The following is a 19,448-nucleotide window of genomic DNA, read 5'->3' on the forward strand; positions in this document are numbered from 1 at the left end:
GCGTTGGGTGGGTACGGCCTTGCTATGGCGCCGGTACTGCAATCGTGATCAGGCGATGCGTCAATTCCACATTCCCATCAACAATCACCCGATCCCCAATACACGAGACCAGGGTGAGCCGTTCGTCGCCGGTTGGCAGAATGTACTGCACTTGATCGGGGGTTACCCGCTCTTTGCGGGCGACAACGTAGCGAAAAGCGGTGCCGTCGGCGCTGTAGAGCAGGATTTCGCTGCCGATCTGCAATCGATCAATGTTGGCAAACGGGGCAGGAATCTGGGGGGCTTTGCGAAAACGCAAGACATGACCCCACAGCACGATATTTTCGCCCTGGCCCGGTTTGGCGCTGTAGATGTACCAGCCGACATCGTGATCGGGCACGATGGGAACGTTCTGGGCGTCCAGGCCGACCGGTATCAACTCGCGGTTGAGATTAATCTCTGGGATAACCAGGCGCACCGGGGTGCGGTCGCCAACCGGTGGCGGGGTTGGAGTTGCTGATGGCGCAGGTGTGGGTGGTTGGGTTGGGGTGGCTGATGGCGTCGCCGTAGCGGTGGGTGCCTGGGTTGGGGTTGCCGATGGGGTGGGCGAAGGTTGGGGGCTGAGGCTTGACAATTGCTCCGCTGTCGGCGTTATGGATGCTGCCGGCGTAGGTGATGGTACGGTAGCGCTGGCCGTCGTTTCACCGCATGCACTCAAGAGAAGACAACCGGTCAGGACAATCAACAAAACTCGCATCACGATCCACCTCGCTATATTCGGTGCCCTTTTCAGCCTACCACAATTCAGAGTTGGTGCCCACAGGCAATCTTCCCGGCAGGGCGACGGGATCGGTTATACTGAAAAAGATGCCGTTAGCAACACCCGGAGGATCGCAGGAACGAGGCTCACCATGCGCACGTTGACGGTTCATTATCTGGGGCAAATAGCCTATACCGCCGCCTGGGACATTCAGCGTCAACTGGCTGCCGAGCGGTCGCGTGGGCAGATTGGCGATACGCTCCTCTTGCTGGAGCACCCGCCGACGATCACCCTGGGGAACAAAGCCCGACCCGATCATGTGTTGGCGTCACCTGCCGAACTGGCAGCGCGTGGCGTTGCCGTGGTGCAGAGTGATCGGGGTGGCGAGGTGACCTATCATGCGCCGGGTCAACTGGTTGCCTATCCGATCTTCAAACTCTCGCAGCATGGGAGCGATGTGGGCCGCTACGTGCGCGGTTTGGAAGAGAGTGTTATTCGCGTGTTAGCCGGTTATGGTCTGGTGGGTGAGCGGGTTGCCGGATTGACCGGGGTCTGGGTGCGCAACGGTGCGGCGAAGATTTGTGCCATTGGCGTGAAGCTCAGCGCGAGTGGGGTGACAACCCATGGCCTGGCGCTCAACGTCGATCCCGATCTCAGCGGGTTTGATTTGATTGTACCCTGTGGTATCACTGATCGCAGCGTGACCTCGCTGGCGTTTGAACTGGGGCAAGCGCCAGCGCTGGCCGAGGTAGCCGAGCGCCTGATCGCACAGATAGGCGAGGTGTTTGCCCTTGAACCGCGGGTTGAAGCGCTGGCGATGTAAAGGTTTGGGCGGTGTTGCACCAGAGAGGCACTGAGAGCACAGAGGGTAGTAGACTGTTTTGAGCATTCTCTGTGTCCGTCGTGTCTTTGTGGTGATCATAGCATTGCTCAGCGTTCTTCTCTTCCGGGTACCTCCGTCTCCTCTTCAGCGAAGCCGTTTTGAAACAGAAGATACTGGTTTGCGCCCTGGGTAGACTCAGCAATTTGTCGTTCCGCGAGCAGTTGGTCAACAGCAGCTTCTTTTCCCAACAATCGAGCAAGACGCCTGAGATCGAGTGCATTCAGCAAATGTGCCGTAATTGGTCGCTTGGCATCCCAGAAAATCCTGGATGACCAGAATGCTTTGGCCGGTTCGGATGTGACCAGCTCGTAGAGCAGGTTGCAGGCTTCTGCGGAATAACAGGAAAAGAAGTAGCAGGTATCATCAAGCATGACCGGGCGATCTGCATACGGTGGTACCTGTACGAATTCGAGTTTTTTGTAGAGACCTGAGATTGCAACCTTCCATGGAGCGAACGAATACGATCCAACATCAAAGATAGAAAATCGTGGGCGGTTTTTGTATATCTGGCTCTTCCTTTTGTTTAACAGATGGGCGTGAGCAGTCAGGTAATGCCACGCTTTAGGCGCATGGGTCTTAAGATGGTTCGGATCATCATTTGCTGCTCGCTGTGGAACCAGAATCCAGCGTTGTGGTCGGCGTCGGGCTGCCAGGTCAGCGCTCTTCAAGAGTGGGAAAAGTACTTCAGGTTCAATATCAACCTGTGTTCCCAGTCCGTTCACGAGCCTGTCACCTTCAACGTGCAGTTCAAAGACGTTACTGCAATCGTGCTTTATTCCTGACCGCCAGACCTTCAGGCTATTTCCTCCCAGCTCTTGCCAATGCGGAGGTAATGCAGTATCAGCCACCAGTATGCCTTCTCGTAATCCAAAGGTGCTGGCAGGTTGCACTGCATCCAGAGAATGAAACACCTGACACACCTTGTCTGTACCGGTTGGAGTAATCGGTACAAGTAGTAAACAGGCGTCGACCGCAGCACCGAAATGTGTGTGCGCGTCGATAAGATAGAGTGATGCTGTGCCGGAGTGTATTCCGTTGTGCCAGGCGTATTTGAGCACCTTGCGGGCAACGGTTGTCTTGCAGAGCATTGCCAGCAGTCCGGTTTTATCTCTAAACCAGGAAATGATCTCTCTCATTATCCATTCTGAAATGTCGAAGTTACTACTTCCGGTAAGCGCGTCAATGCCACGAAGATGGTCGCGGTTTGACTTTACGGGAAGATTCGTACTGCTAAGCGTGCTTAGTGCTGTGTTTGTGACCCACGGTGGGTTGCCAATCACCAGGAGTGGTTCTGGTAGTGCTGCAACAATATTTGTCCAGTCGGTACGAAAGAAGTCGGCCTGACATATTTCAACAGATGCAGGTGAATGAGGGTTGATGGGTGTGATGGTGTGTCGTGCCTGCGTGATATGTTGTGGATTGATATCAAACCCAAGAATGCGCGTTACACCTGGAAATGTTTCCAATGCTGCTTGAAGGAATGCCCCCGTCCCACAGGTGGGTTCGAGAATGGCAGCAGGCTGAAAGCCAGTTCGCGCAATCAGCGCACAAATATCTCTTGCCAGGCTAACAGGTGTTTGAAAATCTCCGAATTCAACGTTGCGAAGTTGTCGGTTCATGTCTATCTCAGTCTTTCAATTCCTGCAACGAAACCAGCTTGCTCGATAACTCGACTGTATTGCAGGCGCCACTGAAGTGCATTCGAGATGGTGAGATTGCACCGTTGGTTGAATCTGACTTGAGCAAAACACTATCACTTTCACGCAACACATTGTTTCTGATACCATATTCCATTATGCGATACGACGTGGTATAATACCAGCGTACTATGCTCCATGTTTGAGTTCCCCTGTCATTGCCGTTCGTTCTTCCTGTCATTTTAGATTGAAGATACGGTGTTAAACCCCTGTTCAGATCATATTTTGTTGGATAAGCATTTGTTATCCGATATTTTTATACAAAGATTTTCTCTGGCGGCGTGTTGTGATACTGTAGCTGCTCCGGCTACTTCGCTACGAACATTTCATTATTAACCGGTCGGCATGCTGTTGGTTTGCTTGAAATGATCTGGAGGCATGGAATATGGAGGATGTTACGTCGGAAATCATCCATGATCTTGGGTTTGGGGTTGTGCCGAATGTCTTTGCATACGCTAAAAGTACCGATACCCAGATCGCTCTTTGGAAGGCGTTTCGCCATGTGGTTTTACGAGGGGTATTGCCGCGTACTGTAAAAGAAATGATGGGTGTGATCATTTCACAGACGCGTGGATCGCGATATGCCGCCGAAATTCATCTCCACGCGCTCATGGTGCAGGGGCTGGAAGCAGAAATTCTTGATGCGTTACGTCGTGGGGTTCTCATACCGACTCTACCGGGTCGAGTTCAGGCACTCCTTCAGTTCGCTCAGGCCGCGGCGGTTTCACCTCATCCGCAGCTTTTGATCGGACTTCAGGCTGTAGGGTTGAGTGAGGTAGAGATACAGGAAGCGGTTGCCGTGGTGGGGGTCTTTACATTAATCAACAATTGGACAGATATGCTGGAAATCCCTGTTGACCCACTATGACAACACGAACTGAGTCATTGCTGGTTCGTTTACTCCTCTTACACGAAGCAGCAACCGGCTACACTAACCTCAGCTTTGCCGAAGTTCTTGAGCATGCTCGCCGTTGGGTGAGCTGGATATTTGAGCGCGGCCATCTTGAGGTTATCGATCCCTCCTCTACGGTGATTGAGCAGAAGTTTCCAGTTCGTGGCCGGGTACCGGGAGGGTATGGGATTAGCTTTTCTGGCCCGCCGTACCCGGTTTATGTTCGGCTGGTATTGCCTGATATTGATGATCCGGATGAGTTGCGGATGGCAGCTCTCTATTGTGATTATCTGTTTGCTGCACTCCAGGCTGCCGGCTATCGAGAAGAACTTGATCGTCAGGCTCGTTACGATTGGTTAACCGGTTTAGGGAATCGGCGTGCACTTGAGCGACGGTTAAAAGGGGGATTGCCTGCAGATTGGGGTGTAGCGTTTCTCGACCTTGATAATCTGAAAAGGGTAAATGATACTCAGGGTCATCTGGCCGGCGACCAGTTGCTCCAGCGTTTCGCCGACGCGCTTCGGCAGGCGGCGTTTGAAGCGTTTCGGCTGGGTGGGGATGAGTTTGTTGTTCTGTTGACCAGACAGCAGCAAGCAGCATTGCTGGAAGCAATAAGCCATTTTCAAGTTAGCTACGGTTTCGCCTGGGCCGATGAAGACAATTGCACAAATTTGCTGCAACGAGCCGATCAACGCATGTACGCCCAAAAACAACACAAAAAGACCGGTCGCTAACTTTCTAATAATATGCGGTACAATACGTATGCCAATCGAATCGTTATCGTTGATCGTCCGACCCGGTCGGCGATCACTGGAAGGCGAGAACGCCAATGGCAGAACTTATTCCGCTAAATGAGGTAGGTGTCGCGCAACCGGCATCAGGTGCAGTCAATCGGCCACGCCGCCCGGAGTGGTTGAAAGCGCGGGCACCGGGTGGGGTGAATTATCACGATGTGTTGCGCTTGATGCGCGAAAAGAATCTGCATACGGTCTGCGAAGAAGCCCGCTGTCCAAATATCGGTGAGTGCTGGAATCATCGCACTGCCACCTTTCTCTTGCTCGGTGATATTTGTACCCGTGGTTGTCGCTACTGCGCTATCGGTAAAGGGAAACCAAAGCCAATTGACGAGAACGAGCCGGAGCGGGTTGCCGAGTCGGTTGCTCACCTGAAACTCAAGTTTGCCGTGCTCACGTCGGTCAACCGTGATGATGTACCCGACGGTGGTGCGCATATTTTTGCCCGTACTATCGAGCTTATCCGCCAGAAGGTGCCTGATTGCAAGGTCGAAGTGCTCATCCCCGATTTCGATGGTAATTGGGATGCACTGGCGACGGTGCTGGCCGCCGAACCCGATGTGCTGAACCACAATATCGAGACGGTACCGCGTCTGTTCCGGCGGTTTCGACCACGCGCTAAATTCGAGCAGAGTATTGAATTGCTGGCCAGAGCACGGGCTGCTCGCCCCAAGCTGGTTACCAAGAGTGGCATGATGGTCGGTGCCGGTGAGACCAACGAAGAGGTGTACGAGGTGATTGATCGTCTGCGCAGTGTTGATGTGAATGTGCTGACGATTGGTCAGTATCTGGCACCCGATGCGAGCTATTGGCCGGTGCATCGCTATGTCACGCCCGCCGAGTTTGCTGAGTTTCGCAGCTACGCGCTGGCCCGTGGTTTTACGCACGTTGAGAGCGGGCCGCTGGTGCGGTCGAGTTACAATGCCCATCTGCACGTGGGCGCTGCCCAACATTAGACGCAGGATTGCTCGCGCAGGGAGTGATAGAGTACCTGCGCGATTGCCTATCATTTCAATGCTGTTGTATCTTTTGGTAACGGCATCTGAGTGTTGCGTTGTCGTGATCAGATGAGATGAAAGGATAGTTCCGTGAGTGAGCAAGTATACGATCTCGTGGTACTTGGTTCAGGGCCGGGCGGGTACGTTGCTGCCATCCGTGCTGCCCAACTGGGTATGAAGACAGCGATTGTTGAGGTGAATGCCCTGGGTGGCGTGTGTCTGAACATCGGCTGTATCCCAACCAAAGCACTCTTGCACAGCGCCGATCTGCTTGAAGAGGTGAAGGAGGCGAAGCGTTTCGGCATTACCGTTGAGAACGTCGCCTTTGAGCTGGCCGGGGCAATGAAGCACAAAGATACGGTCGTCAAGCAGAGCACCGATGGCGTGGCATTTTTAATGAAGAAAAATAAGATTGAGGTAGTGGCCGGTCGGGGCCGGCTAATTGGTCGCGGTCAGGTGCATGTGCAGTTAAACGAAGGTGGTGAGCGGGTTCTGGCGGCCAAACATATTATTGTCGCTACCGGTGGTCGGCCACGTCCCTTCCCCGGTATTCCCTTCGATGGCGAGCGGGTGCTCTCTTCGACCGATATGCTTACCTTGAAAACGGTACCGTCCAGTCTGCTGGCTATCGGTGCCGGAGCCATCGGGGTTGAATTCGCCTCGATGTTCCGTTCGTTCGGCAGTGATGTGACGATTGTTGAAGCCTTACCCCGCATTGTGCCGAATGAAGACGAAGAGGTCAGTGCTGAGTTGACCAAGGCGTTCCAGCGCCGAGGGATCAAGACGCTGGCCGGGGCAAAGGTCGAAGGGGTGGATGTTGGCGGCGAGAAAGTGGTGGTGACCGTGGTTGATAGCTCTGGCAAGCCACAGCAGATTGCCGTCGAGAAGTTGCTGGTCTCGATTGGCATCGCTCCCAACACCGAGAATATCGGCCTGGAGGAGGTCGGTGTCAAGGTAAACAATCGCGGTTTCATCGAGACCGACGGTTTCCTGCGAACCAGTGCCGAGGGTGTCTATGCCATCGGTGATTGTACCGCCAATACCCCCTGGCTGGCGCACAAGGCCAGCGCCGAGGGGATTCTGGCCGCCGAACATATCGCCGGTCATCACGTGACGCCGATTGACTACGGGAAGATTGCTGCCTGTACCTACTGCAACCCTGAAATTGCCAGTGTTGGTTTGACCGAGGCAAAGGCACGCGAGCGTGGTTACCAGGTGAAGGTGGGCAAGTTCCCCTTCTCGGCCAACGGCAAAGCGCGGGTGCTCGGTCAGACCCGGTTTGGTTTCATCAAGCTGGTTGCCGATGCCCAGTACGATGAGATTTTGGGTGTGCATATGATCGGCCCGCGGGTCACCGAAATGATCGCCGAAGGTGGCATTGCCCTCAGCCACGAAGCAACCGGTGAGAGCATGATGCAGACGATCCATGCTCACCCGACGCTGTACGAGGCGATTGGTGAGGCTGCCCATGCGCTGGTGCACGGTGCGCCGATCCATCTGTAATCCACGCCGGGCATTGGTCAAGAGACGTTACGTTAGAATTGCGTATTTTTACCCTGAATAAAGCGGTTTTTTGTGCCGGAGTGCACTATCATAGACTGTGGCAGCCAACCTGCCACAGTCTACGTTTTTTGTCAGCCAGATCAGGAAGATTGCTATGCGCCGAATACTGTCGCTACTCCTCTTGTTGATTGTGCTAACCGGTTGTGCCGGTCGCTCCTTCATTCCCGAACCAGAACTGGCTCCACCTGACGCACCTGTAGCGTTGCAATACCTGTTACCGCCGACATTTGCCGATGATTACGATGTCTTGCCCGAACCGGTACCATTTGCCGATGAACGTGGGTTTTTGGTGGCAATCCGCCCGCGCGGTGGCTCGGCGACGATTACCATTGGTGGTGGTACGCCGGCTCGCGCAGTGTGGGAGCAGAATCAGCCAATTGAAGGGAGCGACCGGATTAAGAAGACCCTGTTACGCGGCGTGCAAGGCGTAGCTGTGATCGATCCTTCGCTGATCACAATGGCCTGGGTTGCCGGCGGCGTCCCTTATTTTGTCTCGGTCACGACTGCCGATGACAAGACGGTGCAAATCTTCATCAATGCCCTGGCCGTATATGATCTCGATACCTGGCGGAGTCGGGTTGGTCGTTAGGTGGTTGATAGGCAGAGGCTGGATTGCGGGTCAATCATCTCTCAGGCAGACGTAGCACAGCTCGCAGCCTGTGCTACGTCGCTGACCTGACCTCACATGTCCCCTGGACATACCGTCTCTTATACTGTAACGGCTACGGTGCGACACGTGTGGCCATGGCTTGCATCAGCTCCCACAAGGCCACAACATCGGCGTGTTCGGTTGGCTCGGCGCCGATACTCACCCGCACCATCCAGCGTCCATCGAGTACTGCCGGCGTGAGGTAAGCTGCCCCGCTGGCGTTAATCATACCGACCCAGCGTAACGTGTGCTGATCGAGCGCCTCTCCCGTCAGTCCGGGTGGTTCGTGGCGGACACAAACTGTTTGCAGCGGCACCGGTGCCAGGCGTCGCCAGTGAGGTGTTGCATCGACCTGTGCGGCCAGCCAGCGTGCGTTAGCCAGATCGCGCCGCAGGCGGGCACGTAAGCCCTCGGCACCTTCACAGCGCAGGAGAAAGTAGAGTTTCAGCGCCCGGAAGCGCCGACCGAGCGGAATCCCCCAATCACGGTAGTTGGTGACCGTACCGTCGGCACTGGTTTGCAGATAGCTGGGATTAGTAGACATAACTCTGATCAGATGCTGCGGGTCGCGCACATAGTACAGCGAACAATCGAATGCCGCCCCCAGCCATTTGTGCGGATTGAGTACCAGACTATCGGCCTGTTCGATCCCCTGCCAGAGCTGCCGACATTCGGGCAAGATCATCGCCGATCCGGCCATTGCGGCATCAACGTGCAACCAGATACCCTCGCGCTGACACAGAGCACCAATCGGTTCGAGCGGATCGCATGCGGTTGTCGCAGTTGCGCCAATGCTGGCGACAACGGCACATGGCACCCGTCCGGCGGCGCGGTCGGCGGCGATGGCCGCTTCGAGGGCATCCACGCGCATGGCAAACTGATCGTCAACCGGAATCAGCCGAAGATTGTCGCGCCCGAAACCGGCCAGAAGCACCGCCTTTTCGACCGAGCTGTGGCTTTGGGTTGAGGTATACACTACCAGCGGTGCCGGCAGCGCCTGTAGCCCGCCGCGCACCTGGCAGTGGTCGGTCGCACGCTCACGGGCACAGAGTAGTGCAACCAGCGTACTGGTGCTGGCGGTGTCCTGAATAACGCCACGCCACGTCTCGCTTAAGCCGAGCAACTGCCGCATCCAATCGGTGGTCAGCTCTTCCAGTTCGGTCAATGGCGGGCTGGCCTGCCAGTTGAGTCCTAACTGACCGAGACCGCCGCTGAGCATATCGCCAAGCAATGACGCCAGACTGGCATTGGCCGGGAAATAGCCAAAGAACCGTGGATGTTGCCAGTTGGAAAGGCCAGGGATAATCAGGCGTTCAATATCGGTCAGAATGTCGGTGGCCGGTTCGGGATGTTCAGGTGGATTGGCCGGAAGCTGACTACGCAGCTCACCGGGGCGTAACTGTGACCAGACCGGGCGCTGAGCAATAGTCGCACGGTAATCGGCGATCATATCGATAATCTGATAGCCGAGGCGACGAAACTCATCAGGCTGCATACGATGCTCCTTGAAACTGATCTGCGGCCATGTGCATTGTACTGCATGTTGCCGATGGGTTATACCGGTGCTTCCTGTCAGTTGCAGAGATTGGGAGTCGAATGGCAATCACCAGCGACAGCAAGATAACCCAAGTTGCTACCTTTATCACCACAGAGACACAGAGGATGGGGAGAATCCAGGTTGCTGCCGTGAGACGCAGCGTCGCACGCTCACAGGCACTGGCTGCTCACCACGTTGTTTGTGCGATTACGCCATACGGTGTTGCGGGCAATGTCATGCTGGTCATCCTGGCAGTCAGTCTCCGTAGCCTGTCACAGTATAGGTGGCAACCTGGGTTAAGATAACTTCTAGCATTGTTGTGGACAGTACCTGTCCATTCGCCTGTCTACTCTCATCGAGGAAACGAAAACAGCCGCCTCGTTCGGCGGCTGCTTATCTGGCTCCCCAACCTGGATTCGAACCAGGAACCCGCTGATTAACAGTCAGCTGCTCTACCGTTGAGCTATTGGGGATTGACTTCGGCTGAGAGTATAGCACAGGTTGCCAAAATGTGCAAGTGGTAACAAACGTCGGGTGACAAGTGATTTCTGGCGCATTCTGATGCTGAAAGCTAACTGCAACATCGTAGACACACAGACAAACAATTGCGCAGCCGTTTGCAGACAACGACTGCGCCTGGCGAAGGGAATGCCGGCATATGGTAATATGCCGACGAACGGTTACTCGGCGCTCGTACTCTCACTCTTGCCATTGCGCTCGGCCTCGTACCGTTCAGCCAGTTCGCGCAGCGCAGTGAAGAGTTCGACATCAAGCAGAACGCCGGCTGGATAGCCTTTCTGAGTGACGATAATCGGTTGGTGGGTAGCCTGCGAGCGCTTGATAAGCGCAGCAAGCGACGATGCCGCCTTTGAGATGGGAACAACACCCTGTCGCAGATCGACGTTGAGCAGGTTTTTGGTGATGTCTGACATTGTCTTCTCCGTTTTACAAGTAACAACTTGTTTTAGCACCCTCGATACCTGTTCGTGGGTTTGTGATGGTCAAGGTTGAGAAAAGTAGATAGTAGCAATCTACTTAACATGCACACGCGGCAAACAAAAAACCGACACAAACAGGAATCAAATATTGCGACTTCTGCGATAGTATAGCGCACGATTTACCAAATTTCAACCCTCGAATGTCTATATAATTGTTGGGATGGTATATGACGGACTTCTTGACTCTTCAGCATGGCCAGTTATCCTTACCGACATTTTTGCCCGATGCAACCTTTGGCACGGTGCGCGCAGTTGATAGCCGTGATCTCAGCGAAGCCGGTATCAGAGCGTTGGTCATGAATGTCTTTCATCTCATGCAACGTCCCGGTAGTTCGACGATCACCGCCTTAGGAGGGTTGCACCAGATGACAGCCTGGTCGGGGCCAATTGTGACCGATAGCGGTGGTTTTCAAGCCTATTCGCTGATCCGAAATAATTCCAAACAGGGTCGGATTACCGATCAGGGGTTAACCTTTCAACCAGAGGGGGCTGAACGGCGGTTTCAACTGACGCCGGAGAAGAGCATTCAACTGCAATTGAGCTATGGCGCTGATATCGTCATTTGCCTTGACGATTGCACACACGTTGACGACCCACCTGCCGAACAGCGCCGTTCGGTTGAACGGACGATTCGCTGGGCCCGTCGCTGTCGGCAGGAATTTGATCGTCAGGTAGCACAGCGCCGACGCCAGGGTCCGCCACCATTGCTCTTTGCTGTGGTACAGGGTGGGGGCGATCTGCATTTGCGCGCCGAGTGTGCAGCCGCACTTCTCGACATTGGGTTCGACGGATTCGGGTTTGGGGGATGGCCGCTCGATGCCCAGGGCCAACTTCTCGATGAGGTGCTGGCGTTCACCCGTGATCAAATTCCCGCTCGCTTTCCTATGCACGCGCTGGGGGTTGGACACCCGGCCAGTGTAGTGGCCTGTGCCCGGATGGGTTACGACATCTTCGATAGTGCATTACCGACCCGCGATGCTCGTCAGGGGCGTCTGCTGGCGTTTACGGCTGATCCGCAGCGACCGGGCTTCCAATTGCGCGGTGATTGGTTTACCTATGTTTATCTGGCCGACCGCAAGCATGTGAAAGCTGATACACCAATCTCGCCGGGATGCCAGTGCTTTACCTGTAGCCGGTACAGTCTGGGGTATTTGCATCATCTGCACAAACTGGGTGAGACGCTGGTCTTGCGATTGGCAACCATCCACAATCTCCACTTCATGGCGCAGTTGATGGAGCTGATCCGGCACGAACGGAGAGGATCGCAAGCTAATGACTAATTGTGAGACGCAACTGGCTGAATTGGTAGCAGCAGTTCAAACCAGCGCACGTTACCGAACGATTGATCGGCAACTGGTCGAGCGTGTCGGTCGGGAAGCACTGTCTCGCTATCCATCGCTGAAAGCTGCGATCAAGGCCACCAAGAGCCAGTTACACCAGATGATCGGGGCCTATGCCGAACGAACCCCACCGTATGATCAGTGGCTCGCCGAACTGCAACAGGCACCGGATGTTGCTTCACGTAAGGTCATTTGTCAACGGTTGCTGGCCTCGCATGCCTCAACCCGTGAGCGCCTGGCAGTGCTTGATCGGCTCTACCCTGCCTGTCTCGGTGATCAACCGCCGCAGCGTATCCTTGATCTGGGATGCGGTTTCAATCCGTTAGCGGTGCCCTGGATGAATGTGCCTGCTACCACCTTTTATGCCGCGTATGACATTGATACTGCCCTCTGTTCATTTGTAGGCGCAGTACTGCCTTTGCTGGGTGTGCAGGGTAGCGCCGATGTTTGTGATCTGGTGACAGGGCCGCCGCCAGTTGCCGCAGACGTTGCGCTGGTACTGAAAGTAATTCCCTTGCTGGAACAACAACGACGCGGCGCCGGGGCCGATCTGTTGCGCGCTATTCAGGCGCCGCGCCTGGTAGTGTCCTTTCCGACGCGCAGTCTGGGTGGGCGGAATGTAGGGATGCTCGAAACGTATCGCCGCTATATGACAACGCTTGCCGCGACGGAAGGCTGGTCACCGCACGAGATAGTCTTACCCGGTGAGCTGGTCTTTATCATTCGTCGCTAGTTTGTGATCAGCCTTCGCGTTCGTAGATGCAGATAACGGTGCCATCATGCGCTGGATTGGTGGTCTTGCCCGCTCTTCATGCGCGTGTTGCCAGTTTGGAGTGCGGCAGCCAAGCTGCCGCAAGCAGCCGTGCTCATGATCTGGGGCGTGGTACGCCTTTGACCTTGCCGGTCACAGACGCGACGTATGTTCTCGTTACGATACCAGGCTTGTCGATGATTTGAGATTACTTCTACCCAGGAATGCGACTCGGCATTCTCCCCGATCACAAACCTTCACGTTCCCGGATGTGGGCCAGTAGTCGACGACAGGCCGTCTCAATCAGATGGTAGACCTCATCGAAGCGACCATTGTAGTAAGGATCAGGAACTTCCGCTGTGCCCAATTCTGGCGCAAAACTCAACAAAAGCCGGGCGCGTTCGCGGGCTTTCGGATGAAAATGGCCCAGATCGGCCAGATTCTCGTGATCCATCACCAGGATGTAGTCGAACTGATCGATATCGCTACTGCGTACCTGCCGTGCCCGTATACCGGCGGTCGAAATGTTGTGGCGGGCCAGCACACGCTGGGTACCAGGGTGTGGTGGTTCTCCCACGTGCCAGCCGCCGGTTCCGGCTGAGTCAATCTCAAAGTGCTCGCTCAGGCCGGCTTCGTTGACCAGATGGCGAAAAACCGCCTCGGCCATCGGTGAACGACAGATATTCCCCATGCAGACGAACAACACACGTATTTTACGGTGCATAGTCTCCTCACAGCATACCGGCAGCCAATGCATACAGAATCGCATCGGCCACCTCATCGATTCGACGCACATGCCGGAAATAGCCGGCGTGTGGCCCAACCACCAGCAGCGGTGTTGGTGCGGTCGTATGAGTGGTGGTTGCTGCCTGTTCGATATTGCCATGATCTGACGTAATCAGCAAACTGTCTTCGGGGCGACGGGCGTGCAGCCAGCCTGCGATCAGACCATCGATCCGGGTCAGGGCTTCCCATACCCCGTGCTCACCCAGGCGACCATGACCGGCAAGGTCGGGCAGAAAACTCTCGAAGAAGACCAGGTCGTAGTCGCCGGCAAGACTGGCCAGCCGCTCACCTGCCAGGTGTGGATCAATGAATGGTATAGTTGCGGCAGCCGGATCGCGTGCTGCCAGCCTGTCGCCGCTAATATCCCAACTGAGTGCCTGTCCACGTTTCAGATCATCGAGATTGCGCAAATATAGCCCGGCCCCTTCGGCAGCAATCACACTCGCCGACCGGCGAAGCCGGCGGGTTGCCAGTGCCTGCCAGTAACCGGCAGTAAAGACATTGGCAAACGCAACCCGCCAGCCCTGTTCCAGGGCTCGTCGAAACAGCGAGCGTTCGGCAAGCAGCGGACGCAGGGCAACGGGTGGAAAGTGGGGCTGGTGGCGACCGTGAATAGCCGGTGCATTGACGCCGGCAAGTAAGGCGACGTGATTGGTGCCACTCTGCGGTAATCCTTCTACTCCCAGACAGGCGTCAAGTGCACTCAATAACAGCCCATCACGGTAGCCAATCTGTTCACTGGTGAGTGGGCCTCCCAACAGATGGTGGATGGCCGGCATTGGTACCGTTGCCAGTGGGTTGTCGGTTGTGGCGGGGGCCAGTCCGATGCCGTCGAGAAAGACGAATGTAATAGCCATTGGTAGGAAATAGGAAGTAGAAAATAGGAAATAGAACGTAGGGGAAGTATATCACATTGAGGAGGAGAGAGCTTCAACAGCGATCCGTGATGGGGGCCATAATCTACGTATCGCCTGTTGGCGTGCAGCAGTTGTGTTTTCGTCCAGCCTATGCTTCGGAACAGAGGCGCGTGGTCTGCAACCGCGCTGGTCGCCGTGATTGAGAGGCTCTTGCCAGGGTGACAGCACGTGCTGCCTGCAAAGTCGTGCCTGCGCAGTGAATCACGTGTGGCCTGTTGGGAGTGCGGTAGTCGTGTTTTCGTCCAGCCTATGCTTCGGAACAGAGGCGCGTGGTCTGCAACCGTGCTGGTCGCCGTGATTGCGAGGCTCTTGCCAGGGTGACAGCACGTGCTGCCTGCAAAGTCGTGCCTGCGCAGTGAATCACGTGTGGCCTGTTGGGAGTGCGGTAGTCGTGTTTTCGTCCAGCCTATGCTTCGGAACAGAGGCGCGTGGTCTGCAACCGTGCTGGTCGCCGTGATTGAGAGGCTCTTGCCAGGGTGACAGCACGTGCTGCCTGCAAAGTCGTGCCTGCGCAGTGAATCACGTGTGGCCTGTTGGGAGTGCGGCAGTTGTGTTTTCGTCCAGCCTATGCTTCGGAACAGAGGCGCGTGGTCTGCAACCGCGCTGGTCGCCGTGATTGAGAGGCTCTTGCCAGGGTGACAGCACGTGCTGCCTGCAAAGTCGTGCCTGTGCGATGAATTGAACTCTGTAATGGTACACCGGACAGTTGTCCTGTTTGCCCCTCGCGACAAACGCACAGGCACCGTTTGTGAAAATGTTGACAGGTTCATCATCATCACCTATAATTACCGGCATTGTAAAACATGTCTCGACTTCCGCGACGGTCGAACTCCACAGACTGGAACGGTTACGACGGCCTTGGAGCACTTGCCAGCAAGCGGAGCCGGCGGCTCACGCCAGTATAGCAACCTGCATAAAGCATTTGCGCGACTGACGTGCGCCACTGCACCAATTGGTTCGCGCTCTTTTTACGTCTAAGCGGAAGGTAGAGGCAAATCAAATCTCTTTGAGGAGGCTTTGTAGCATGTCTGTCCAGCCCGACCCTGTAACCCAGCAGAATGAGGAAAATCTGGATTGGACCCAATTACTTGATGAGTATGATTATGCCCGTCCCCAGCGTGGTGAGCTGCGCGAGGGCCTGATCATGCACATCGAAGAGAGTGGTGTTCTGGTCTCGATTGGCACTAAGCGCGAAGGTATTATTCCGGCTCAGGATTTGCGCCAGATGGGCGAAGATTTTATCAATTCGCTGAAGGTTGGCGATACGGTTCAGGTGTACGTACAGGAGCCGGAGAATCGCGACGGTGATCTGATCCTCTCGCTTTCGATGGTGCAGGTGGCGAAGGACTGGGAGGTTGCCGAGCAACTCTTCCACGATGGCGGTATCACTCGGTGCAAGGTGATTGGCTTTAACAAAGGCGGCTTGCTGGTGCAGTTTAACCGGATTCGCGGCTTTGTGCCGTCATCGCAAGTTGCCCAGTTGCACGGGCGAACCGCTGCTGATGAACGCCAGCAGGCCCTGCAGAAGATGGTCAATCAAGAAATTCCATTGAAGGTTATTGAGGTTGATCGCGAACGCAATCGGTTGGTGCTCTCTGAGCGGGCAGCGACGCAAGAGTGGCGTAAGGCGCAGAAGCATCGCCTGCTGACTGAGTTGCAGCCCGGTGATGTCCTGGTTGGTCGCGTCAATCAGCTTACCAATTTTGGCGCATTTATCGATCTGGGTGGGGCTGATGGTCTGGCCCACATCTCTGAGCTGAGCTGGCAGCGGGTGAACCATCCACGCGAAGTTCTGCAACCCGGCCAGGAAGTCAAGGTTGTGGTCGTCGAGATTGATCGCGAGCGCGAGCGCATCGGTCTCTCGATCCGGCAGTTGCAGAATAATCCCTGGGAGACGATTGACCAGCGTTATACGCTCGGCCAGTTGGTGACCGGCCCGGTAACCAATGTGACACCGTTCGGGGCCTTTGTCCAGGTGGAAGAGGCTGTTGAAGGTTTGATCCACGCCAGTGAGCTTGATGCCGATCCCCAGGCTCAGCCACGCGATATTCTGCAGCCGGGTCAGATCGTAACCGCGCGCGTGATTAGCCTCGACCGCCAGCGCCAGCGCATGGGTCTGTCGTTGCGCCGGATTGGCGAGAATGAGAACGAGCCTGCTCCAGCGCCTGCTGATGAGGCTGACCAGCCGGCCCAGGCGTAAATTGTCTGTTACTTTTCAGCTTCATTAACTTGACTTGCGAACCGGCATGGATCGTTATCCGTGCCGGTTTTGTCGTATGATAAGTGCGTGAAGTGTTTTGCCGGCACGTTGAAGGAGGGATGAATGCGTTTTCTTTCAGCAGCCGATATTGCGCAGGCAGTGCCAATGTCAGCCGCGATTGATGCAGTTGCGCAGGCGTTTGGTATGCTGGCACGCGGTGAGGCTGATATTCCGTTACGAACAGCAATTACAACCCCGGCACAGGCAGCGACGACCTTCTTTATGCCGGGTCGTCTCGGTGGCGAAACCCCCGCACTTGGTATCAAGACCGTTTCAGTCTTCCCCCATAATGTCTACCGTGCTGAACCAACAATTTACGCGCTGGTCACCCTCTTCGATCCGGCCAGTGGTCGCCCAATTGCGGTCCTTGACGGTACCTATCTTACGGCACTGCGTACCGGTGCTGCGTCGGGGGTGGCGACCCGTCTGCTGGCACGTGAGGATGTCCGCACCCTGGTGGTGTTCGGTGCTGGTGCCCAGGCATTACCGCAGCTTCAGGCAGTGCTGGCAGTACGACCATCAATCAATAATGTCTGGATTGTGAACCGTACTCGTGACCGGGCGACATTACTGGCGGCACGCTTACGTGGCGAAGGTTTTCGTGGCGACATTCGCATCGCTACCGATCCGACAATGCCACTGGCCGAAGCCGATGTGGTCTGTACCGCAACGAGTAGCCCAAACCCACTCTTCGCCGCCGATCTGATCCGCCCTGGAACGCATATCAATGCGGTTGGTGCTTATCGCCCCGACATGGCCGAACTGCCCCCCGATCTGGTTGCCCGTAGTCGGGTCGTGGTCGATCAGCGTCACGCAGCCTGGAGCGAGGCCGGCGATTTGATTCAGGCTCGTGCTGCCGGTCTGATCGATGAGCAGCACGTGATCGCCGAATTGGGTGATCTCGTCAATGGTACCGTACAGGCTCGAACGACTGCTGATGAGATCACCCTCTTCAAGTCGGTTGGTAATGCGGTGCAAGACCTGGCCGTGGCCTCATTGGCTCTGGCCCAGGCGACCACTCTAGGTCTCGGCGTTGAAGTGACAATCTGAGCTTTTGTCATCAGGTGAGGGAGCATTATTCATCAAAATGTCACGCCGATTCCGTACAACCATCATGACAATTGCGATGGATAATGCTTCATTGAAGGCAACATAAGGAGACACAAACGTGAAAAACATCTGTGTGGTAGGTACAGGCTATGTTGGACTGACGACCGGTGTCTGTTTTGCCGATCTCGGTCATTCTGTTACCTGTATCGAAATTGACTTGCACAAACTGGAATTGCTCCGCAGCGGTAAATCCCCCATCTTCGAGCCTGGTCTGGAAGAGTTGCAAGAGCGCAATATGCGCGCCGGTCGCTTGCGCTTCACCGATGATTATGCCGTCGGTATTCCCGATGCTGAGTTTATCTTCATCACAGTCGGTACCCCCATGGGCGAAGACGGCTCGGCTGATCTAACGTATGTCAAAGCCGCCGCACGTAGCATTGGTCAATACTTGCGTTCGGGTTCAATCATTATCGACAAGAGCACCGTGCCGGTAGGCACCGGTGATATGGTCGAAAACATCATTGCCGAGTATGCCGGACCTGATGTGAAGTTTGATGTCGTGTCGAACCCGGAGTTCTTGCGCGAAGGGAGTGCGCTGAGTGATTTCTTCAAGCCCGACCGCATTGTCCTCGGTGCGAAGAATCGCGAGGCGGCACAACGGGTAGCTGCGCTGCATGAAACATTGGGCGCGCCGATTATCATCACCGATCTGCGCACAGCCGAGATGATTAAATATGCATCCAATGCCTTTCTGGCGACCCGCATTTCGTTCATCAATGAAATTGCGCAAATCTGCGAGCGTCTGGGCGCTGATGTGCGTGAGGTTGCTCGCGGTATGGGTGCCGACAAACGCATTGGCCCCCACTTTCTGGAAGCCGGCGTTGGCTACGGTGGCTCCTGTTTCCCGAAAGATGTGCTGGCGCTGTACCACATGGCTGCCTCTGCCGGTTGCCACCCGCAGTTGCTTCAGGCAGTGATGGACATCAACAGCGATGCGCGCAAGCGGTTTGTGAAGAAGGTCGAAACAGTCCTGGGTGATCTCGAAGGCCGCGTTATTGGGGTGCTGGGTCTGTCATTCAAGCCCAATACTGATGATATGCGTGAGGCACCGAGCGTTGATATTATCAATTCCCTCCTGAAGAAGGGGGCCAGGGTCAAGGCGTATGACCCGGTAGCCATGGCGCGTGCCGAAGAGCTGTTGCCAACAGTAACCTTTACCGCGACAGCGTATGATGTGGCAAAAGATGCCGATGCGTTGCTGCTGGTTACTGAATGGAATGAGTTCAAGCAGTTGGACTGGCAACGCATCAAACGCTATATGCGCCAGCCGGTCGTAATTGATGGCCGTAATCTCTACGATCCGCGTGAGATGCGCAATTTGGGCTTCATCTATTGGGGGGTTGGTCGCGGTGAGGCACCGGTGCCGATTATGGAAGAAGCGCAGAATATCGGTGATTAGGCGCTAGCAAACGTTGCTGAAGCGACACCCTCCTTGCTAAAAGTGAGCTTTTTTCACTGATGGGAAAGAGTGGCATAATACTGCCACTCTTTTTGCTGTTACCGGCAGCACCGACTAAAAATAGCGTTACAATAG

17 protein-coding genes and 1 tRNA gene are annotated in these 19,448 nt (G+C 55.4%); 11 read left to right on the forward strand and 7 right to left on the reverse strand.

Annotated features, from left to right (window positions below; all coding sequences use genetic code 11):
• Positions 1 to 22: 22 nt before the first annotated feature.
• Positions 23 to 736, reverse strand: a complete 714-nt coding sequence (locus tag CAUR_RS14880; protein WP_012258688.1) for a sortase — start codon at positions 734 to 736, stop codon at positions 23 to 25.
• A 154-nt stretch (positions 737 to 890) separates the two neighbouring features.
• Between CAUR_RS14880 and lipB the strand changes: the two genes are divergently transcribed.
• On the forward strand, positions 891 to 1,562 hold the full coding sequence (lipB, locus tag CAUR_RS14885; RefSeq protein WP_012258689.1) for a lipoyl(octanoyl) transferase LipB: 672 nt from the start codon (positions 891 to 893) through the stop codon (positions 1,560 to 1,562).
• A gap of 107 nt (positions 1,563 to 1,669) precedes the next feature.
• Here lipB and CAUR_RS14890 read toward each other — a convergent pair whose 3' ends face one another.
• Positions 1,670 to 3,241, reverse strand: coding sequence for a class I SAM-dependent methyltransferase (locus CAUR_RS14890; RefSeq protein ID WP_012258690.1), 1,572 nt, complete (start codon positions 3,239 to 3,241; stop codon positions 1,670 to 1,672).
• Positions 3,242 to 3,704: 463 nt separating this feature from the next.
• Here CAUR_RS14890 and CAUR_RS14895 point away from each other — a divergent pair, with 463 nt between their 5' ends.
• From CAUR_RS14895 to CAUR_RS14915, 5 genes are all read left to right on the forward strand, one after another.
• Positions 3,705 to 4,187: a carboxymuconolactone decarboxylase family protein gene (locus CAUR_RS14895; protein ID WP_012258691.1), complete on the forward strand. Its 483-nt coding sequence runs from the start codon at positions 3,705 to 3,707 to the stop codon at positions 4,185 to 4,187.
• On the forward strand, positions 4,184 to 4,945 hold the full coding sequence (locus CAUR_RS14900) for a GGDEF domain-containing protein (RefSeq protein WP_012258692.1): 762 nt from the start codon (positions 4,184 to 4,186) through the stop codon (positions 4,943 to 4,945). Before CAUR_RS14895 ends, CAUR_RS14900 begins: the two co-directional genes overlap by 4 nt.
• A gap of 95 nt (positions 4,946 to 5,040) precedes the next feature.
• Entirely contained in the window at positions 5,041 to 5,961 is a 921-nt protein-coding gene (gene lipA / locus CAUR_RS14905) for a lipoyl synthase (protein WP_012258693.1), read from the forward strand.
• 132 nt (positions 5,962 to 6,093) lie between these two features.
• Positions 6,094 to 7,506 (forward strand): dihydrolipoyl dehydrogenase, encoded by a 1,413-nt coding sequence (gene lpdA, locus CAUR_RS14910; protein ID WP_012258694.1) that lies wholly within the window; start codon positions 6,094 to 6,096, stop codon positions 7,504 to 7,506.
• A gap of 154 nt (positions 7,507 to 7,660) precedes the next feature.
• Positions 7,661 to 8,155, forward strand: a complete 495-nt coding sequence (locus CAUR_RS14915) for a lipoprotein (RefSeq protein WP_012258695.1) — start codon at positions 7,661 to 7,663, stop codon at positions 8,153 to 8,155.
• A 133-nt stretch (positions 8,156 to 8,288) separates the two neighbouring features.
• Here CAUR_RS14915 and CAUR_RS14920 read toward each other — a convergent pair whose 3' ends face one another.
• The 3 genes from CAUR_RS14920 to CAUR_RS14930 all read right to left on the reverse strand — a co-directional run bounded on the left by CAUR_RS14920 (position 8,289) and on the right by CAUR_RS14930 (position 10,684).
• Positions 8,289 to 9,710 carry a pyridoxal phosphate-dependent decarboxylase family protein gene (locus tag CAUR_RS14920; protein ID WP_012258696.1) on the reverse strand — a complete coding sequence of 474 codons (1,422 nt, stop codon included), beginning with the start codon at positions 9,708 to 9,710 and terminating at the stop codon, positions 8,289 to 8,291.
• Between the two features lie 440 nt (positions 9,711 to 10,150).
• Positions 10,151 to 10,225 (reverse strand) — tRNA-Asn (locus CAUR_RS14925).
• Between the two features lie 207 nt (positions 10,226 to 10,432).
• Positions 10,433 to 10,684, reverse strand: coding sequence for a type II toxin-antitoxin system Phd/YefM family antitoxin (locus tag CAUR_RS14930; RefSeq protein ID WP_012258697.1), 252 nt, complete (start codon positions 10,682 to 10,684; stop codon positions 10,433 to 10,435).
• Positions 10,685 to 10,917: 233 nt separating this feature from the next.
• Between CAUR_RS14930 and CAUR_RS14935 the strand changes: the two genes are divergently transcribed.
• Positions 10,918 to 12,030: a tRNA-ribosyltransferase family protein gene (locus CAUR_RS14935; protein ID WP_012258698.1), complete on the forward strand. Its 1,113-nt coding sequence runs from the start codon at positions 10,918 to 10,920 to the stop codon at positions 12,028 to 12,030.
• Positions 12,023 to 12,823, forward strand: a complete 801-nt coding sequence (locus tag CAUR_RS14940) for a 16S rRNA methyltransferase (protein ID WP_012258699.1) — start codon at positions 12,023 to 12,025, stop codon at positions 12,821 to 12,823. The genes CAUR_RS14935 and CAUR_RS14940 overlap by 8 nt, the downstream gene beginning before the upstream one ends.
• A gap of 265 nt (positions 12,824 to 13,088) precedes the next feature.
• Here CAUR_RS14940 and CAUR_RS14945 read toward each other — a convergent pair whose 3' ends face one another.
• Positions 13,089 to 13,565 (reverse strand): low molecular weight protein-tyrosine-phosphatase, encoded by a 477-nt coding sequence (locus tag CAUR_RS14945; protein WP_012258700.1) that lies wholly within the window; start codon positions 13,563 to 13,565, stop codon positions 13,089 to 13,091.
• Between the two features lie 7 nt (positions 13,566 to 13,572).
• Positions 13,573 to 14,484: a metalloenzyme gene (locus CAUR_RS14950; RefSeq protein ID WP_012258701.1), complete on the reverse strand. Its 912-nt coding sequence runs from the start codon at positions 14,482 to 14,484 to the stop codon at positions 13,573 to 13,575.
• Between the two features lie 1,084 nt (positions 14,485 to 15,568).
• Here CAUR_RS14950 and CAUR_RS14955 point away from each other — a divergent pair.
• The 3 genes from CAUR_RS14955 to CAUR_RS14965 all read left to right on the forward strand — a co-directional run bounded on the left by CAUR_RS14955 (position 15,569) and on the right by CAUR_RS14965 (position 19,313).
• Entirely contained in the window at positions 15,569 to 16,744 is a 1,176-nt protein-coding gene (locus tag CAUR_RS14955) for a 30S ribosomal protein S1 (RefSeq protein ID WP_012258702.1), read from the forward strand.
• A 123-nt stretch (positions 16,745 to 16,867) separates the two neighbouring features.
• A complete protein-coding gene (locus CAUR_RS14960) occupies positions 16,868 to 17,854 on the forward strand; it encodes an ornithine cyclodeaminase family protein (RefSeq protein WP_012258703.1) in 987 nt (328 codons plus the stop codon).
• A 118-nt stretch (positions 17,855 to 17,972) separates the two neighbouring features.
• A complete protein-coding gene (locus CAUR_RS14965) occupies positions 17,973 to 19,313 on the forward strand; it encodes a UDP-glucose dehydrogenase family protein (RefSeq protein WP_012258704.1) in 1,341 nt (446 codons plus the stop codon).
• The last annotated feature ends 135 nt before the right edge of the window (positions 19,314 to 19,448 follow it).

This window comes from Chloroflexus aurantiacus J-10-fl (assembly GCF_000018865.1).
Taxonomy (GTDB): Bacteria; Chloroflexota; Chloroflexia; order Chloroflexales; family Chloroflexaceae; genus Chloroflexus; species Chloroflexus aurantiacus.

Excerpts from the sequence above, each read along its gene's own strand:
- CAUR_RS14880 (WP_012258688.1), bottom strand. The coding sequence starts at position 736 with ATGCGAGTTTTGTTGATTGTCCTGACCGGTTGTCTTCTCTTGAGTGCA.
- lipB (WP_012258689.1), top strand. The coding sequence starts at position 891 with ATGCGCACGTTGACGGTTCATTATCTGGGGCAAATAGCCTATACCGCC.
- CAUR_RS14890 (WP_012258690.1), bottom strand. The coding sequence starts at position 3,241 with ATGAACCGACAACTTCGCAACGTTGAATTCGGAGATTTTCAAACACCT.
- CAUR_RS14895 (WP_012258691.1), top strand. The coding sequence starts at position 3,705 with ATGGAGGATGTTACGTCGGAAATCATCCATGATCTTGGGTTTGGGGTT.
- CAUR_RS14900 (WP_012258692.1), top strand. The coding sequence starts at position 4,184 with ATGACAACACGAACTGAGTCATTGCTGGTTCGTTTACTCCTCTTACAC.
- lipA (WP_012258693.1), top strand. The coding sequence starts at position 5,041 with ATGGCAGAACTTATTCCGCTAAATGAGGTAGGTGTCGCGCAACCGGCA.
- CAUR_RS14915 (WP_012258695.1), top strand. The coding sequence starts at position 7,661 with ATGCGCCGAATACTGTCGCTACTCCTCTTGTTGATTGTGCTAACCGGT.
- CAUR_RS14920 (WP_012258696.1), bottom strand. The coding sequence starts at position 9,710 with ATGCAGCCTGATGAGTTTCGTCGCCTCGGCTATCAGATTATCGATATG.
- CAUR_RS14930 (WP_012258697.1), bottom strand. The coding sequence starts at position 10,684 with ATGTCAGACATCACCAAAAACCTGCTCAACGTCGATCTGCGACAGGGT.
- CAUR_RS14935 (WP_012258698.1), top strand. The coding sequence starts at position 10,918 with ATGACGGACTTCTTGACTCTTCAGCATGGCCAGTTATCCTTACCGACA.
- CAUR_RS14940 (WP_012258699.1), top strand. The coding sequence starts at position 12,023 with ATGACTAATTGTGAGACGCAACTGGCTGAATTGGTAGCAGCAGTTCAA.
- CAUR_RS14945 (WP_012258700.1), bottom strand. The coding sequence starts at position 13,565 with ATGCACCGTAAAATACGTGTGTTGTTCGTCTGCATGGGGAATATCTGT.
- CAUR_RS14950 (WP_012258701.1), bottom strand. The coding sequence starts at position 14,484 with ATGGCTATTACATTCGTCTTTCTCGACGGCATCGGACTGGCCCCCGCC.
- CAUR_RS14955 (WP_012258702.1), top strand. The coding sequence starts at position 15,569 with ATGTCTGTCCAGCCCGACCCTGTAACCCAGCAGAATGAGGAAAATCTG.
- CAUR_RS14960 (WP_012258703.1), top strand. The coding sequence starts at position 16,868 with ATGCGTTTTCTTTCAGCAGCCGATATTGCGCAGGCAGTGCCAATGTCA.